The sequence below is a fragment of the Chryseobacterium gambrini genome, from assembly GCF_900156825.1.
In the GTDB taxonomy this organism is placed as follows: Bacteria; Bacteroidota; Bacteroidia; order Flavobacteriales; family Weeksellaceae; genus Chryseobacterium; species Chryseobacterium gambrini.
The window spans coordinates 1-17,608 of sequence record NZ_FTOV01000007.1 but is presented as its reverse complement, the minus strand read 5'-3'; the positions used below and the strand labels follow the sequence as shown (position 1 = coordinate 17,608).

The following is a 17,608-nucleotide window of genomic DNA, read 5'->3' as shown; positions in this document are numbered from 1 at the left end:
CGTTTAGTAGTTAAAAAAAATCTTAGCGCTCTTAGTGTTAAAATCAAAATTAAAAAATGGAAAAATTACAATACATCTCTCAGGGTTCATCTTTAGAAGTTCAGGAAAAGAACATCCGAAAAGCTCTTGATTATGGCGCAAAATGGATTCAGGTTCGCTGGAAAAATACACCCGAAAAAGATTTTATCAGACTCTGTGAAATTTCAAAAAAGTTATGTGCAGATTATCAGGCTGTTTGTATCATCAACGATCATGTTCAGATCGCGAAAGACGTTGATGCAGATGGAGTTCATTTAGGGCTGAACGATATGTCCGTAGAAAAGGCGAGATACATTTTGGGAGAGCATAAAATCATCGGAGGAACAGCCAATACTTTTTCAGATATTCTTCAGAGAATGGTAGAGCATTGTGATTACATTGGGTTAGGTCCGTTGAGATTTACTTCTACCAAAGAACAATTAAGTCCGATATTAGGATTTGAAGGTTATCATGAAATCATCAATAGCTTAAAAGAAAAATCTATTGAGATTCCTAAAATTTTTGCCATTGGCGGAGTTGTTTTGGAAGACATCAAACGATTACAGGAAATCGGAATTTATGGTGTTGCTGTTTCCGGGCAGATTACCAGTCAGCCTTCCGTAATTAGAGAATTCAGAAACATTTTAGAATTCAGTTAAATCTTAGAACATCTAAATTAAAAAGTAAATATGAAAAATCAACCTTTAAAAATAGCCGACAGAATCTTTGAATCGAGATTGTTTTTAGGAACAGGAAAATTCGGAAGCCTGTCGGAAATGACTAATTCTATCATCGCTTCTGAAAGCGAATTGGTAACTATGGCTTTGAAAAGAATCGATGCTCATTCTTCGGAAGATGATATTTTAAGTGCATTAAAACCGACAAAATCTCACCTTTTACCCAATACTTCAGGAGCAAGAACTGCCAAAGAAGCCGTTTTAGCGGCACAGTTGGCAAGAGAAGCACTGGAAACCAACTGGGTGAAACTGGAAATCCATCCCGATCCGAAATATCTGTTACCCGATCCTATTGAAACATTGTATGCAACAGAGGAACTGGCAAAATTAGGGTTTGTCGTGATGCCTTACATTCATGCAGATCCTGTTCTGTGCAAACGTTTGGAAGATGCAGGAACAGCCGTTGTCATGCCTTTAGGAGCGCCAATCGGAACCAATAAAGGACTAAAAACATTGGATTTTTTAGAAATCATTATTGCTCAAAGTAATGTTCCGGTTGTGGTGGATGCGGGAATTGGGGCGCCTTCCGATGCGGCAAAAGCAATGGAAATGGGCGCCGATGCGGTTTTGGTAAACACAGCAATTGCGGTGGCGAAGAATCCGGTAAATATGGCATTGGCGTTTAAAGAAGGAGTGATTTCAGGAAGAAGAGCTTTTGAATCCGGTTTGGGCGCAATTTCACATCACGCAGAAGCTTCAAGTCCGCTTACTGCCTTTTTATTTGATTAAAATTAAATATAATGAAGAGTTTTAAAGATTTTTTTGAAAAATACCAATGGGATGAGGTGAAAACGAAACTTGAAAAAGTAACGTTAACCGATGTTGAAAAAAGCCTTCATAAAAAGAATAAAACCATCGAGGATTTTTTGAATTTTCTGTCGCCTGTTGCTTCTCAAAAACTGGAAGTGATGGCAGAAATGACTCAACAGCTTACCCAAAAACGTTTCGGAAAAACCATTCAGTTGTATGCGCCGCTGTATTTGAGTAACGAATGTCAGAATATCTGTACTTACTGTGGTTTCAGTCTGGATAATTCCATTAAAAGGAAAACACTTTCTGACACCGAAATTCTTATTGAAGCCTCCGTTTTAAAATCAATGGGCGTGAACCATGTTTTGCTGGTAAGCGGTGAAGCCAATAAAACGGTCGGAATCGATTATTTTATGAATGCCATACAGCTTTTAAAACCTCATTTTGCCAATATTTCGATTGAAGTTCAGCCTTTGTCGGAAGAAGAATACCGACGGGTTCATGAAGCAGGAGTACATGCGGTTTTGGTGTATCAAGAAACTTATCATCAGGAAGTTTACAAAGAATACCATCCGAAAGGAAAAAAGTCGAATTTCGAATTTCGTCTGGAAACACCCGACAGAATTGGAAAAGCCGGAGTTCATAAAATAGGACTCGGTGTTTTACTGGGACTTGAAGATTGGCGCATAGACAGTTTTTTCAACGCATTACACATCGATTATCTTCAGAAGCAATACTGGAAAAGCAGATATTCAGTTTCATTTCCACGCCTAAGACCTGCGGAAGGAATTATTGAACCGAATTTCATCATGTCCGACAGGGATTTATTACAGCTCATCTGCGCTTACCGAATCTGGAATGAAGATTTGGAGATTTCTATTTCCACAAGAGAAAATGAAAAGTTTAGAAATAACATTATTTCATTAGGTGCAACAGCGATGAGTGCAGCATCCAAGACCAATCCGGGAGGTTATGCGGTGGATAAAGAGTCGTTGGAACAATTCGAAACCAGTGATGAAAGAAGCATAGAGGAAATCAAAAATATCATTAAAAAAGCAGGCTACGATCCGGTAATGAAAGATTGGGATGTGGTTTATAGCGGAATTTAATTTGAACCATTAAGGTTTATTTAAGAAGTTTAGAAAAATTAAGCTTTTTGCAAGAAAATAATAAGATGAGATATTCTTAAAATATTTAAATATTGCCTTAACTAAACTTCATTCCATAAATAGATCTTAATGGTTAAAAAACAATTGTGCATTTTGAACCTTTGTATTTCTAAATTAAGTGAAACGTCTTTGTTTATCTTCGTTCAAGGCAATTAAAATCTACTCTTTGTCTTTCTTAGCGTTTAAATTTTATCGCAAGGATAAACAAAGTTTTTTAAAATAAAGCAATCTTTAATGAAAGATAAACAAAGGCATTTCATTTATAAAAGTAAAACAAAAAGTAAATATATTTAACAATTAATGGGTTAAAATTACTTTCCAAGATGCACAACAGGTTGTTAAAAAATAAAAATTGTAATGAAAAAAGAAGACATTTTCGCAAGATACAGCCGACAGATCTTCATAGAAGAAATCGGATTGGAGGGTCAAAGAAAAATAATGAATTCTAAAGTTTTGGTGATTGGAGCCGGAGGTTTGGGAAGTCCCGTTATCCAATATTTGGCTGCTGCAGGTGTCGGAACTTTGGGTGTCGTGGATTTTGATGAGGTGGAACTCCATAATTTAAACCGACAAATTATTCATAATGAAAAATCAGTTGGAATTTCTAAAGTAAAAAGCGCCGAAATGTTTGTCAGAAACTTAAATCATCAAATTAAATTTATTGGGATTGAACAAAAAATAGATGAATCAAACGCAGAAGAATTGATTTCCGGATTTGATATCATTATTGATGGTTCCGATAATTTTAAAACGAGATATTTAGTTAATGATACCTGTGTACAATTCAAAAAGCCTTTGGTTTATGGAAGTATTCTCGGATTTTCAGGGCAGGCTGCGATTTTTAATTATAATGGCAGTAAAAATTTAAGAGACATTTTTCCGGAACCGCCTTTTGATGAACAACTTCCGGATTGTGACAGCTTAGGCGTTTTGGGAGCGTTACCCGGAATTGTAGGAAGCATGATGGCGAATTTAGCTTTGAAAATTATTACAGATTTACCATTGCCGTTGAATCAGTTAACGTTGATTGATACGTTGAATTGGCGTTTTCAGACTATTGATTTTTAACTTGAACACAAATTGCACGAATGCTTTGCACAAATCGCACAAATATTCTAAGTTTTGGCTAAAGCATTTCTTTGGGGCGTAAAAAAGCGGACTAAAGTCCGCTCGTATCGCCTAAACACTAATGACACAAATTTTTTTGCACAAACCGCACAAATTTTCTAAGTTTTGGCTGAAGCATTTCTTTGGGGCGTAAAAAAATCGGACTTTAGTCCGCTCGTATCACCTAAACACTAATGACACAAATTTTTTGCACAAATCACATAAATATTCTAAGTTTTGGCTAAAGCCTTTCTTTCGGGATATAAAAAAGCGGACTAAAGTCCGCTCCTATTGATAAAATAAATACTTATTAGTTTCAATTTTGCTTAATCATTATAAATCAAAAATTATTCGTGAAATTTGTGCAAAGACATTCGTGCAATTAGTGTTTAAACTAAAAACTACTGTCCCTGCTGCATCACACCACCATTTTCATCTTTCTTCGTCTGATTCAGAATGTTTGCATCTTCTTTTGCCAATTTGTTCTTCGTAGGGATTTTGTAATTAACCGATAATCCGAAATTTCTTGAGTCGTATTTCGTTCTCAGCATTACCGTTTCTCCGGAAGGCGGATTCGAGCGAACCTGCATCAATTGTCCGTTGAAAATATCATTGGCAAAAACAGAAACCGTCAAACGATTGTCCATAAATTTCTTCGTAAGGGTAAGATCCACAGAATTGTTGAATGGTTTTTCTGCGGTGAAATAAAAATACCCTGCTTTTGGAGTGAGATAACTGTAATTGGCTGTTAATTTGATCTCTTTCGGTAAAATGATCTGCGTCATCAGATTCAGAATCCAGAATCCTTTATTGTTCAGATTGTCAATGTCATGCTTCTGATAACCTGCGTAAATGTACATGAAGTTGATCTTATCCGGATTGAAATTAAACTTCATGATTTCGCTCAGCGGTTTGCTAAAAATCATGAAAGGAACCGGTAATCCGACGTTGAAATTGTGGATTTTCATTTCAGAAATATTAATCTGCTCGTTGAACAGATTTTTTCCGTCTTTTCTGATGATCTGTGCAACCTGATTTTTCGCTGAACTTACACTGTATCCGATAAATGCATAATCGAAAGCTGAAATTTTTATTTCATAATTATCAAAAATCGTTGGCTGAAGATTCGGGTTTCCTGTTACCTGCGTATTCGGTCCCTGAAATGTGGTGTTGTTTGGGTTTAAGGCAGAAATACTCGGCAAATTGATCTTTTTATTGTAATTCGCTGCTACGTATACCTGATTCATCAGATTGTACTGAACACTTGCGTTCGGGAACAATTTAAACTTGTTAAAAGGAAGAAGATCTGCCTCAATAAGATTTTTGTTGTTGTAATATCTTGTAACACCGGAAATATCATAATTTTCAGCACGCGTTCCCAAAATAAAATCAAACTTTTTCAGCTTAGCCTGAAACTCCAGATAAGTTGCCGTTGTCTGTCTGGTGTATTCTAAATTCGTGATTCCTTTGCTTTCCGTATCAAAATTCTGATGCTCGTACAATCCTCCCAAACTTACTTTTCCGCCGTCCAGAATCTTTAAAGGCTGAGAATAATCTGCCTTAAAATTGGCGATTTCCATATCCGATTTGTTGTTCAGCTTATTAGAAAAAGGAATTCTGGGACTATTTTCAACAGGGTTTGTATAAACGACATCTGTAAAAATGTTATCCTGAATAAATTTACTGTCGGATTTTGTAAAACCAAACTGGAAATCCAGCTTTTGGGATTTTTCTGTAAAACGTTTCTGATAAGTTACCACAGCTTCCTGTCTCACATTATCGGTATGAGCTGCATCAAAACTGGAAAAATTTCCTTCTCTGATAATATTTGGATTCAGATAATACGGAAGATCTGCAAGTCCGTTGCTGGCTGTATAATTATCATTGTTGTTATGGTAAATATCATAATTTAAAAGCAATCTGTCCTGTCCGAGATCAAAAGTAAGCCCGGATTTTGCAAAATATCCTCTTCCTACTCTGTCCGTATTGCTTAACATCAGATTGTCCTGATTGCTGTTCAGCATACTTTCACGGTAATTCTGCCCAACATTCAGTTGCCATCCGAAAATTTTATTTCTCGCATTCAGATTCAGAGAGTTGCTTGTTCTGCTTCTGAATTTATCATAATTCGTAAAAGAATAATTTCCTGAATAGGTTGCCGTTAAATATTTATTCGCATTTTTATTGGTAATAATATTCATGATGGCACCGCCTGAAGTGGCAGGAAATTCCGCACCGGGCTGTGTAATAACTTCAATTCGGTCTACAGAATTGGCGGGCATTCCTTCAAGAAAAGAATTAAGCTCATTGGAAGTAATGTTCAAAGGTCTTCCGTTCAAATAAACATCCAGAACTTTTCCCTGATACATCATTCCTGCGATATCGGTAGACACCAATCCGGGAAGTTTTTTGATGCCTTCCAGAACGTTTCCGTTATTAAGCTGCGGCTGTTCCGAAAAATCGAAAATCGTACGGTCGGCTTTCTGTTCAACGGCTTTTTTAGTTTTGGTGATGGTTACTCCTTCAATTTGTTTTTCTTTGGTTGCCTGGTTATTCGTTTTTTCCTGGGCAAAAGAAAAGATGCTGCCCAAAAGTGATAACGCAATAATTGCTTTTTTCATAATGTCTTTCTGATATCCTATTAGACAATGAAAAAAGTACTTTTGTTACATTTTTATTCACTTAAATTTAAAATCTATACCCTGCTGAAATAAAGAGGCGGAATAATCCACCATACTGATCTCTGTCTGAAGCAGATAAATTTTTAACAATTCCGGCTTCCAGACCAGCTTCCACAAAGAGATTTGATAGAAATACATATTTTTCTCCCACTCCGGCTCCGATTCCTAAAGATGATCCCCATTTCTCATTATTTAAAGTCTGACCATTATCGTCAAGCGGAGAATATTTGTTTCTGTTGTAAATAGCTAATGCTTCAATAAAAAAATCTTTTGCAATACCTTCATTATCTGTGTAAAATCTATAATATGGCATAACCGTATATTTTTCTTTCCATTGGTATATAAAATAACTTCCTATTCCGGCATTGTAATTAATAATTCGTTCATATCCAATATCAATTCTTGATTTAAATATTCCAAAGGCATTAATTTTTACTTCGTTGTTTTCCTGCGCGAAAGAGAGTAGAGGAAGAAACGATAAAAGCAGTAAAAGTTTTTTCATAGTTCAGTTTTACTATTAGTTTTTAAAGCCTAAAAATAAGCTAAATCAATATAAAACAAAAAGCAACTTCAATCTGAAGTTGCTTTTTTATGATTAATTAAATCTAACAATTAATTTTTCTCCTGTTGTTTGATCAGATTCAAAGCAGAACCTGCCTTAAACCAGTCAATTTGCTGATCGTTATAGGTATGGTTTGCCATCACAATATCTTTCGTTCCATCTGAATGGATGAATTCTAAAGTCAGTTGTTTTCCCGGAGCAAACTGATCAAGATCCAAGAAGTTGATCACATCATCTTCCAGAATTTTATCATAATCTGCTTCATTGGCAAAAGTAATTCCCAACATTCCCTGTTTTTTCAGGTTGGTTTCATGAATTCTCGCAAACGATTTTACCAAAACAGCTTTTACGCCCAAATGTCTCGGTTCCATTGCAGCATGCTCTCTTGAAGAACCTTCCCCGTAGTTTTGGTCTCCCACAACGATGGATGGAATTCCTGCGGCTTTATAATCTCTCTGTACGGCAGGAACTTCTCCATATTCTCCTGTAAGCTGATTTTTAACTTTATTCGTTTCCATGTTGAACGCATTAACTGCTCCGATCAACATATTATTTGAAATATTATCAAGGTGACCTCTGTATTTCAGCCATGGTCCTGCCATAGAAATGTGGTCGGTTGTACATTTTCCGAAAGCCTTTATTAAAAGTCTTGCTCCCGTAATGTTTTTGCCGTCCCAAGCCGGAAATTCTTCCAGTAACTGAAGTCTGTCTGAAGTTGGGCTTACATTTACCTGAACAGAAGATCCGTCTTCAGAAGGCGCCTGATAACCATTGTCATCCACAGCGAATCCTTTTTCCGGTAATTCAAAACCTTTAGGCTCGTCTAATTTAATCTGCTCTCCGGCTTCGTTGGTTAAAGTATCGGTAATAGGATTAAAATCCAGTCTGCCCGAAATTGCAACAGCAGCTACCATTTCCGGAGAAGCTACGAAAGCGTGGGTATTTGGATTTCCGTCTGCTCTTTTTGCAAAGTTTCTGTTGAAAGAGTGAATGATCGAATTCTTTTCTCCTTTTTCAGCGCCTTCTCTGTCCCATTGTCCGATACAAGGACCGCAGGCGTTCGTAAAGATTCTTGCATTCTCAAACTTTCTGAATGAATTCAGGAAACCGTCTCTTTCTGCGGTAAATTTCACCTGCTCAGAACCCGGATTAATTCCTAAAATAGCTTTTGGTTTCACTCCTTTAGCAACGGCATCTTCCACGATAGAAGCTGCTCTTGATAAATCTTCGTAGGACGAATTGGTACAAGAACCAATCAGTGCCCATTCTACTTCTAAAGGCCATCCGTTGGCTTCTGCTTTTGCTCTGAATTCAGAAACAGGCGTAGCCAAATCCGGAGTGAAAGGTCCGTTTAAGTGAGGAGTCAGTTCAGAAAGGTTAATTTCAATTAGCTGATCAAAATATTGCTCAGGATTTGCATATACTTCAGGATCACCGGTTAAATGTTCTGCAATCTGATCTGCCGCATCTACAACATCCTGTCTTCCGGTAGACGAAAGGTATCTTCTCATGGAATCATCATATCCGAAAGTAGAAGTCGTTGCTCCGATTTCCGCTCCCATATTACATATGGTTCCTTTACCTGTCGCTGAAAGAGATTGTGCTCCTTCTCCGAAATATTCTACGATGCAGCCTGTTCCTCCTTTTACGGTAAGAATTCCTGCCACTTTTAAGATCACGTCTTTTGCGGAAGTCCAGCCGGACATTTTACCGGTTAATTTTACACCGATTAGTTTAGGCATTTTAAGTTCCCAAGCCATTCCCGCCATTACATCTACTGCATCTGCGCCGCCAACTCCGATGGCAACCATTCCTAAACCTCCTGCGTTTACGGTATGAGAATCAGTTCCGATCATCATTCCTCCAGGGAAAGCGTAGTTTTCCAGTACAACCTGATGGATAATTCCGGCTCCCGGTTTCCAGAAACCGATTCCGTACTTATCACAAACCGAACTCAGGAAATTGAAAACTTCCGAGTTTTTGTTGATACCTTCCTGTAAATCTGCTTCTGCACCTACTCTTGCCTGAATAAGGTGATCGGCGTGAGCGGTTGAAGGAACAGCCACTTTCGCTTTTCCTGCCTGCATAAACTGTAGCAGTGCCATTTGTGCCGTTGCATCCTGCATCGCTACTCTGTCCGGTGCGAAATCTACATAAGAATTTCCTCTTTCGTGTGCCTGTGTTGCATTTCCTTCCCAAAGGTGGGTATAAAGGATTTTTTCTGAAAGGGTAAGAGGTTTTCCCACTACTTTTCTTGCCGCAGCAATTCTTTCCGGGTAACGCTCGTACACTTTTTTGATCATATCAATATCAAAAGTCATATCTGAATTTATTTTTCTTCTGTTTTAATTATTTGCTCTTTGCTATTAAATAAATTAACATCATTAAATTATCAAATTCTATTCCTGTATGCTTTTAAAAAGGATAAAAAATGATAAATAATTCTGAAATTTCCAACCTTCAAGTTAAGAAAAAATAAAATTTTTGTGATTGATCTAAGTTAAAATAATTTTTGCAGATCTTTAAATGGAAAGATTCTAAATAAAAAATTGAAAGATTTTACATCTTTACGAGTAAAATCTTTCAATTCTATAAATTGTTAAAACAGCCTTTACGGCTTATCTGTAAGCTTTTTAGTGAGCGCTTGTACTTGTCAGTTCTTTAATAGAAGGAACAAAAGTAGTAAGGTCGATCCCTTCAACCGCTGTTTTATACTCATCGATGCTAGGAATTCTTCCCATAATCGCAGAAAGTACAACCACCGGAGTTGAAGCTAATAGAGATTCTCCTTTTTTACGTTCAGAATCTTCAACCACTCTTCCCTGGAAAAGACGTGTAGAAGTGGCTAAAACCGTATCTCCTTTTGCTGCTTTTTCCTGATTCCCCATACAAAGGTTACATCCCGGTCTTTCTAGATACATCATGTTTTTGTATTCAACACGAGCTTCGCCTTTAGGAGCATTATCGTCAAACTCAAAACCTGAATATTTCTCTAGAAATTCCCAGTCGCCTTCAGCTTTTAATTCATCAATGATGTTATAGGTAGGAGCAGCCACCACAAGCGGAGCTTTAAATTCTACTGTACCATTTTGTTTTTCAATGTTTTTAAGCATCTGAGAAACAATTTTTAGATCTCCTTTGTGAACCATACAAGATCCGACGAAACCAAGATCTACTTTTTTCTCACCACCGTAATACGTTAAATCTCTGATGGTATCGTGCGTATATCTTTTAGAAACATCTTCGTTGTTTACATCCGGATCGGCGATCATCGGTTCTACGATGGCATCAAGATCTACAACAACTTCAGCGTAATATTTAGCATTGGAATCCGGAGTCAGAGCAGGTTTTTCACCAGATCTGATTTCCTCAATTCTTTTATTAGCCTTGTCAATTAATCCCTGAAGAACCTGATTGTGGTTATCCATTCCTTTATCAATCATAATCTGGATTCTGCTTTTTGCAATTTCCAGAGACTCGATTAAAGTAGCATCTTCAGAAATATTGATGGAAGCTTTTGCTTTCATTTCAGCCGTCCAGTCTGTGAAGGTAAATGCCTGATCGGCAGGAAGTGTTCCGATGTGAACCTCAATAATTCTTCCCTGGAATACGTTCTCTCCTCCGAACTGTTTCAGCATCTGAGCCTGAGTTGCATGAACCACATCACGGAAATCCATATGCTCTTTCATGGTTCCTTTGAATGTAACTTTTACAGATTCAGGAATTGGCATTGAAGCTTCTCCCGTTGCCAAAGCAAGGGCAACAGTTCCTGAATCTGCTCCGAAAGCAACTCCTTTAGACATTCTCGTGTGAGAATCTCCTCCGATGATGATTGCCCATTCGTCTACGGTAATATCGTTAAGAACTTTGTGAATAACGTCTGTCATCGCGTGATATTCACCTTTCGGGTCACGCGCAGTGATCAAACCGAATTCGTTCATGAATTTCATTAATTTAGGAATATTAGCCTGTGCTTTTTTATCCCAAACTGAAGCGGTGTGACATCCGGACTGGTAAGCTCCGTCTACTACCGGAGAAATTACCGTTGCTGCCATAGATTCAAGTTCCTGAGCCGTCATTAAACCTGTAGTATCCTGAGAACCTACGATGTTTACTTTCACACGTACATCGGATCCTGCGTGTAAGATTTTACCCGGAGTTTTTCCTACTGCATTTCTGTTGAAGATTTTTTCAACCGCAGTAAGCCCCTGTCCTTCGTTAGAAATTTCTTTAGAAGGTGCAAAAACAACCGGAGCTTCGATGCCTAAAACTTCAGCAGCGAATGTCTGTAATTTTTTACCGAACACGATGGCGTAAGATCCACCCGCTTTAATGAATTCCATTTTCTGCGGTGTGAAAGATTTTGTAAGATCGATAAGTTCCTGATCTCCGTTGTATAATTTTTTTTCTTTGGTATTGATGGTTAAAACCGATCCCGTTGCAACAGAATAAGTCTGCTCAAGAATAGGTTCGCCTTCTTCGTTAAGAACAGCTTTTCCGTTTTCGTCTACTTTCTTTACCCAGTTTTTAAGATCGATTCCGATACCTCCGGTTACGTCCACTGTTGTAAGGAAAATTGGTGAAATTCCGTTGGTACCTCCAACGATAGGAGCAATATTTACGAAAGGAATATAAGGACTTGCCTGTTTTCCCGTCCAGAGTGCAACGTTGTTTACACCAGACATACGCGAAGAACCAACTCCCATTGTTCCTTTTTCTGCGATAAGCATTACGCTTGCATCCGGATGTTTTGCCTGTAAAGCTTTGATTTCTTCCTGCGCCTGAGGCGTAATCATGCATTTACCGTGTAATTCGCGGTCTGATCTTGAGTGTGCCTGATTACCCGGAGAAAGTAAATCGGTAGAAATGTCTCCTTCCCCTGCGATGAAAGTAACCACTTTAATTTCTTCAGCAACTTCAGGAAGTTTTGTGAAGAATTCTGCTTTTGCATAGCTTTCCAGAATTTCTTTTGCAATTTCGTTCCCGATATTGAAGGCTTCTTTCAGACGGGTTGTATCTGCTTCATAAAGGAAAACCTGCGTTTTCAATACTTCTGCAGCCTGTCTTGCGATATTTTCGTCATTTCCTAAAGCCAGATCCAGCAATACTTCGATAGATTTTCCACCTTTCATGTGGGATAACAATTCGAAAGCAAAAACCGGAGAGATTTCTTCTACTACAGATTCACCAAGAATAATTTCTTTTAAAAATTTAGCTTTTACACCGGCTGCACTCGTAGTTCCGGGTAACGTGTTGTAAATAAAAAATTTAAGAGAATCAGCCCTATATCCGTTTGCTGTATCTTTAATCTGTGCGATGATCTCGCTTAATAATTCTGCACTGTCAATCGGCTTTGGATGAAGCCCCTGAGTTTTTCTTTCTTCAATCTCTTGGATGTAATCCTGATAAATATTCATAATAATAGAAATCTTTTCAATCTTAATCGGATGATAATCAACATTATTCACGAGAAGATTATCATCGTGTGTTTTCCGGCAGAATTATTATTTTTTTGTTTATTTGATCTAAGCAAGAAGCTGAAATTTTTAGATAGAATATTAAAAATGACTTCTTTAAGACATCTGTCATAATAAATGCCTGAAAACGTGCCCAAATTTACGGAATTTTAGAATTTTTTCAAGTTTAAATTATTTAGATTCTTTATAAATATGTATTTTATATTTTCTATTTTTGGCGATATTTTTGCAAACAATTGATGATTATGAAAAATGCAGCTTCGGTTTTATTCCTTTTTATTTCGGTTTTTATGTTTTCTCAGTCTAAAACAGTGAAGAAATTGCCTTCGAAGACAGGTTCTAAAACTGTGGTTAAAAAATTACCAGAAAAGGCAAAACTTAATAGCAATTTTCCGATTATCAATGAAGAGCTTCCGCTTTTAATTCCGAAAAAACAGGACGGCAAATTCGGATATGTGAACCAAAAAGGAAAATTCATTATCCAGCCGGAATATCATATTGCGGTATTTTTCTATGAAGACTGTAATCTTCTGAACTCTCCAAATGTAAAACTCAGAAAATTCGGGACTGCGGATTATGCGACGGTAGAAAAAGATGAAATTTCTTACCGTGTCGACAGAACAGGCAAAAGAGTGTATCAGTACAAACAGTCCGATTTGACAAAATGTCCTCACAAAGAGTATGTTCAGCAGCTTTTTCAGGTATATACGATGAATGGTTTTTTCGGAATCATCGAAAAAGCGACGTTTGAAAATCCTTATGATTACAAGCAGTTTAAAATTTATCCTCAATACGACTATCTTTTTATTTTGGAAGGTGATGATGTTGCCAATCCGATGATTATTGCTTCAAAAAATAATGTTTTCGGAGTGGTGGATGTGAATGGAAAGGTGATTATTCCGTTTGAATATTCTGATATTAAACGAAATTTTAGCTGGAAGCTTGGTAAAATGTTCGAGGTTTCAAAAGACAGTAAGAATTATTACTATGTAGATTCGCAGAATAAGACCTATTAAATTTAAATAAGAGTTTCAAAAATCTTTCACAAATACCACAAGTTTTTCATTAAATGATCTTGGTGAAAAAATAGGTTGGAAAAACGTAATTTCCCACAGTTGGTAAATTTTTCGTAATTTCGCGGCTGAAATAAAGGGGTGCTGTAGCAAGCTGAGATTATACCCAATGAACCTGGAACGGGTAATGCCGTTTAGGGAAATTAAAAATGAGCAATAGGTAATGAGCAATGAGTAATCCTCATCATATTACTTATTACCGATTACCAATTACTCATCATAATCCGCCCCTTTTATTCATTAAATTTTAAAGATTTATAGAATGAAAGGATTATTTTTTTTAGGGCTTACTGTTGGCTCTTTCGCTTTTTTACAGGCGCAGAATTCCGATTCCCTGAAAGTAAGGGAAATTGAAGCCGTTAATTTTACCAAAAGACTTCCTGTTGCCAAAGAAATCATCAATGTTCAGAAAGATCTGGACAGCAGAAATTTAGGACAGGACCTTCCGATTTTACTGAAGAATCAGACTTCCATCATTTCAACTTCAGATGCCGGAAACGGAGTGGGGTATACAGGATTCCGGATTCGTGGTGTTGCGGGAAGTGCCATCAATGTCATGATGAACGGCGTTCCGTACAACGATTCCGAAAGTCAGGGAACGTTTTTCGTGAATGTTCCGGATCTTACAAGTTCGGCATCACAGATTTTAATTCAGAGAGGGGTAGGAACTTCCAATAATGGTTCTGCGGCTTTTGGAGCAAGTATTAATGTGCTTTCCAAAGATCCTGAAGAGAAGTTTTATTTTAAAACAGACGACAGTTACGGATCTTTCAACACCTATAAATACTCTGCGGAAATAGGTTCCGGAAAATTCTGGGGAAACCGTCTTTCTGTAATGGGAAGATATACCCACATCAATTCTGACGGATATATAGACCGCGCTTTTTCAAAATTAAATTCTTACAATCTGACCGCTTTGTATGAGGAAGGGAATACAAGAATTCGTTTGATGGCTTTCGGAGGAAAAGAAAAAACCTATCAGGCGTGGAACGGAATCGACCGAAAAACATGGGAAACCGATCCTAAATTTAATTATTCGGGAGCAATTTACGATTCGAACTGGGAAAACATCGTCGGATTTTATGATAATGAAACGGATAATTACCGACAAAATCATTATCAGTTGCTTTGGGAGCAGAAATTTAATGCTCAATGGAATTTAGAAACAACGGTACATTATACGAAAGGAAAAGGGTATTATGAAAATTATAAGCAGGATGCTAAATTTTCGAAATATAATCTTCCTAACTTCATCAACGGTTCTCAAACCTTGACGAGAACGGATTTCATCAGAAAGAAATGGCTGAATAACGATTTTTACGGGGTTGTTTCCACGCTTTACGGAAAATTAGGAGCTGTAGATGTGAACTTCGGAGCCGTTGCCAATCAATATTACGGAAGACATTTCGGAAATGTAACGGGCGTTTTTCTTCCCCAGATTGATGAACATGAATATTACAGAAACCGCTCTGTGAAAAACGAAGTTTCAGGTTTTGCCAAAGCATTGGTAAGAATGAATGATTTTGAATTTTTCGGAGACCTGCAATTGAGAAATGTAGATTATGATACAAAAATCATCACGGCAGGAGATGGAGAAGGCGCTGATTTAAATAAAAACTGGCTGTTCTTTAATCCCAAAGCGGGAATCAACTATAAAATTTCATCAGGAAAAATTTTCTTTTCCTATGCTCATGCGCACCGCGAACCAAACAGAGATGATCTGTTGGCAAACAATGAAGTAAAGGCTGAAAAGCTGCACGATTTTGAAGCCGGAGTAGAAAAGCAGTTCGGAAAAGTATCTTTTACTGCGAACTTGTATTATATGTACTATGTAAATCAGTTGGTTTTAAATGGCGAACTGAATAATGTGGGGGCTTTCATCAGAACAAATTCGGGGAAAAGTTACAGAAGCGGAATCGAGCTTGGAGCTTTGGCAAAACTTTCCAAACAGTGGGAACTTTCCGGAAATGTGAGTTTCAGCAACAACAGAAATTTAGATTTTAAAGTGGAAACAGAAACGGGTGTTAAAGATCTCGGAAATACGCAGATTTCTTTTTCTCCGGATGTGATTGCCAATTTAGGGTTAAAATTCAATCCAACGAAGAATTTCCAGTTTGCATTAATGAATCAGTATGTCGGAAAACAATATCTGGATAATTCGGAAGATGAAAATTTACAGCTTAAAGATTACTTTTTAACCGATTTTAATGCACAGTATCAGTTTAAAATTAAAAATAATGAGATTGCTCTGAAGCTTTTGGTTAATAATTTATTCAATAAAAAGTATGTGAACAACGGAGCTGTTTATGACGGTTCTCCGTATTATTTTTCTCAGGCAGGAACAAATTTTATGTTTGGGATCAGCTGGAAAATTCAGTAAACATTCAGGCTATATTTAAGATTAATTATAGAATGTAAAGTTAGATTTAAGACTGCTTCGGCAGTCTTTTTTGTTAGTAAACTCGCTTCTGAGGAAGATTTTAATTGTAATTATCACATTCATTAAGATAGAGTTCTGCTCCGACGCTAAAAATTTTATGTACTTTTGAGAAAAAAGACACAGATAATTATATGTCATACAGAGCAATAACATCAGGCGCTGTTACTTCGACAGACATCAAAAACATCCTCTGGAGATGGCAATGGAAAATAGCAAACCCGAATATACCAAGTATAGAAAAAGACCCTAAATAAAAAACAATGAAAAATAGTGTAATAGCAATAATTTTATGGTGTGCAGGAATTATTTCCTGTACTCCACAAAAGCTAAAGATTTCTGAAGCACCGTCTGTTTCTGCTTTGTCACTCGAAACTATAAAAGATAGCACACGTTATTTTAATATCAGCCGATTTGAAAAAAATAAGACAAGTGATGGGAGATATTTTTATGAAAAAAATGATTCTATCGTTACTGAAAGAAAAATGTTGAAAGGATATGAAGTCAAAAAATCATGTAGTAAAAAGAAAAACTTTTATACAATCTATAATTACGATGAAAACGGTCTTTTAGTACAAAAATCAACTTATTTTAATAATATCCAAATAGGAAAAAAAATTTTGTATGATAAGAATGGAAACATTATTTATATTGAAGAATTTGATAACAATCCAAGCTATGGCTTTAATTACAATGATATAATAATTAAACTAAAAGAAAAATCGAATATTGATTTAGAAAATTTAGAAAATTTTTATTTGTTACCAATAACTTATCATCATCCTAATATTTTTTTAAAAAGTAAATATGATTGGTTATTTGTTAAGCAATATAAAATAGATGATGTTTCCACTACGCAAAAATCTTTTTGGTTAATTGACAGTAATTACGAAGGTGAAATGGTAATAAAAGTATTAAAAACCAATAGTGAAAAATAGTTTAATAGTAGTAACATTTGCATTTTTGTTTTCAGTTGTTTTAAATGCACAAAAATTTCCTCTCAATGAGAATTTTTATATTGACAGAATAATTGGATTAGATTCTGTTAACATTTATCAATATAGATTGATTAAATATCCTCTAAAAAAAGATCAAAAGACAAATTATTTATATTATTTAAGTTTTGATACTGATGGTAAATTTGACTCACGTGATTCTGGCTCAACCTGTGGTTTAGATATATACAAATCAATATCCGGAAGTTATCAATTAATTGATGATTTTCATATTTTATTAACGCCAAAATTATATCATAACGCCAAAAAGTTGTATCCGGAAACAATCTCTTCAAAATCGTATTTGTTCTTTATCTCAAAAGAAAGTGAAGATTATTTTAAGCTGATTCAAAGTAAAGGAAATATTAAAGACGATAAAAAAAACGCAATCTTATCAAAAGAACTAGATAAGAAAATTAAAACATATGATAGGAGAAGTATTTTCGAGTTATGTGATTATAAACCAAAATCAAAGGATAATATTTCTAGAGTAGATGAATATATAGCGGACTCATTATAAAAAGTCTTATCTTAGCTGTATGAGTTATAGTTTAGATTTTCGTAAACAAGTGTTTAAAATAAAAGAACAGGAAAAACTTACT

The 17,608-nt window shown here is 36.2% G+C and carries 13 protein-coding genes; 9 read left to right on the top strand and 4 right to left on the bottom strand.

The features are described 5' to 3' along the window. The first annotated feature begins 56 nt into the window (after positions 1-56). From BW951_RS13525 to BW951_RS13510, 4 genes are all read left to right on the top strand, one after another. The gene (locus tag BW951_RS13525) at positions 57-677 is read left to right on the top strand and encodes a thiamine phosphate synthase (RefSeq protein WP_076393723.1); all 621 of its coding nucleotides are present in this window, start codon (positions 57-59) and stop codon (positions 675-677) included. 30 nt (positions 678-707) lie between these two features. After that, positions 708-1,484 (top strand): thiazole synthase, encoded by a 777-nt coding sequence (locus tag BW951_RS13520; RefSeq protein WP_076393721.1) that lies wholly within the window; start codon positions 708-710, stop codon positions 1,482-1,484. Between the two features lie 11 nt (positions 1,485-1,495). Beyond that, positions 1,496-2,614, top strand: a complete 1,119-nt coding sequence (thiH, locus tag BW951_RS13515) for a 2-iminoacetate synthase ThiH (protein WP_076393719.1) — start codon at positions 1,496-1,498, stop codon at positions 2,612-2,614. A 417-nt stretch (positions 2,615-3,031) separates the two neighbouring features. Beyond that, complete coding sequence (locus BW951_RS13510; protein WP_076393717.1) at positions 3,032-3,742, top strand: HesA/MoeB/ThiF family protein; 711 nt, start codon at positions 3,032-3,034, stop codon at positions 3,740-3,742. A 440-nt stretch (positions 3,743-4,182) separates the two neighbouring features. Here the strand turns inward: BW951_RS13510 and BW951_RS13505 are convergent, their stop codons facing one another. The 4 genes from BW951_RS13505 to BW951_RS13490 all read right to left on the bottom strand — a co-directional run bounded on the left by BW951_RS13505 (position 4,183) and on the right by BW951_RS13490 (position 12,441). Continuing rightward, complete coding sequence (locus BW951_RS13505; RefSeq protein WP_076393715.1) at positions 4,183-6,402, bottom strand: outer membrane beta-barrel protein; 2,220 nt, start codon at positions 6,400-6,402, stop codon at positions 4,183-4,185. Between the two features lie 67 nt (positions 6,403-6,469). Then, entirely contained in the window at positions 6,470-6,964 is a 495-nt protein-coding gene (locus BW951_RS13500; protein WP_076393713.1) for a hypothetical protein, read from the bottom strand. A gap of 110 nt (positions 6,965-7,074) precedes the next feature. Then, complete coding sequence (locus tag BW951_RS13495) at positions 7,075-9,345, bottom strand: aconitate hydratase (protein ID WP_076393711.1); 2,271 nt, start codon at positions 9,343-9,345, stop codon at positions 7,075-7,077. Positions 9,346-9,657: 312 nt separating this feature from the next. Continuing rightward, entirely contained in the window at positions 9,658-12,441 is a 2,784-nt protein-coding gene (locus BW951_RS13490) for a bifunctional aconitate hydratase 2/2-methylisocitrate dehydratase (protein WP_076394106.1), read from the bottom strand. Between the two features lie 305 nt (positions 12,442-12,746). On the opposite strand from BW951_RS13490, the gene BW951_RS13485 reads away from it, so the two are divergent. The 5 genes from BW951_RS13485 (at position 12,747) to BW951_RS13470 (ending at position 17,526) form a co-directional block, all read left to right on the top strand. After that, complete coding sequence (locus BW951_RS13485; RefSeq protein ID WP_076393709.1) at positions 12,747-13,517, top strand: WG repeat-containing protein; 771 nt, start codon at positions 12,747-12,749, stop codon at positions 13,515-13,517. A gap of 319 nt (positions 13,518-13,836) precedes the next feature. Next, positions 13,837-15,954: a TonB-dependent receptor gene (locus BW951_RS13480; protein ID WP_076393707.1), complete on the top strand. Its 2,118-nt coding sequence runs from the start codon at positions 13,837-13,839 to the stop codon at positions 15,952-15,954. Positions 15,955-16,145: 191 nt separating this feature from the next. Then, positions 16,146-16,268, top strand: a complete 123-nt coding sequence (locus BW951_RS23135) for a hypothetical protein (RefSeq protein ID WP_262487839.1) — start codon at positions 16,146-16,148, stop codon at positions 16,266-16,268. 6 nt (positions 16,269-16,274) lie between these two features. Further along, positions 16,275-16,949 (top strand): toxin-antitoxin system YwqK family antitoxin, encoded by a 675-nt coding sequence (locus tag BW951_RS13475; RefSeq protein ID WP_076393705.1) that lies wholly within the window; start codon positions 16,275-16,277, stop codon positions 16,947-16,949. Next, the gene (locus BW951_RS13470) at positions 16,939-17,526 is read left to right on the top strand and encodes a hypothetical protein (protein WP_139326159.1); all 588 of its coding nucleotides are present in this window, start codon (positions 16,939-16,941) and stop codon (positions 17,524-17,526) included. Before BW951_RS13475 ends, BW951_RS13470 begins: the two co-directional genes overlap by 11 nt. Positions 17,527-17,608 lie beyond the last annotated feature (82 nt).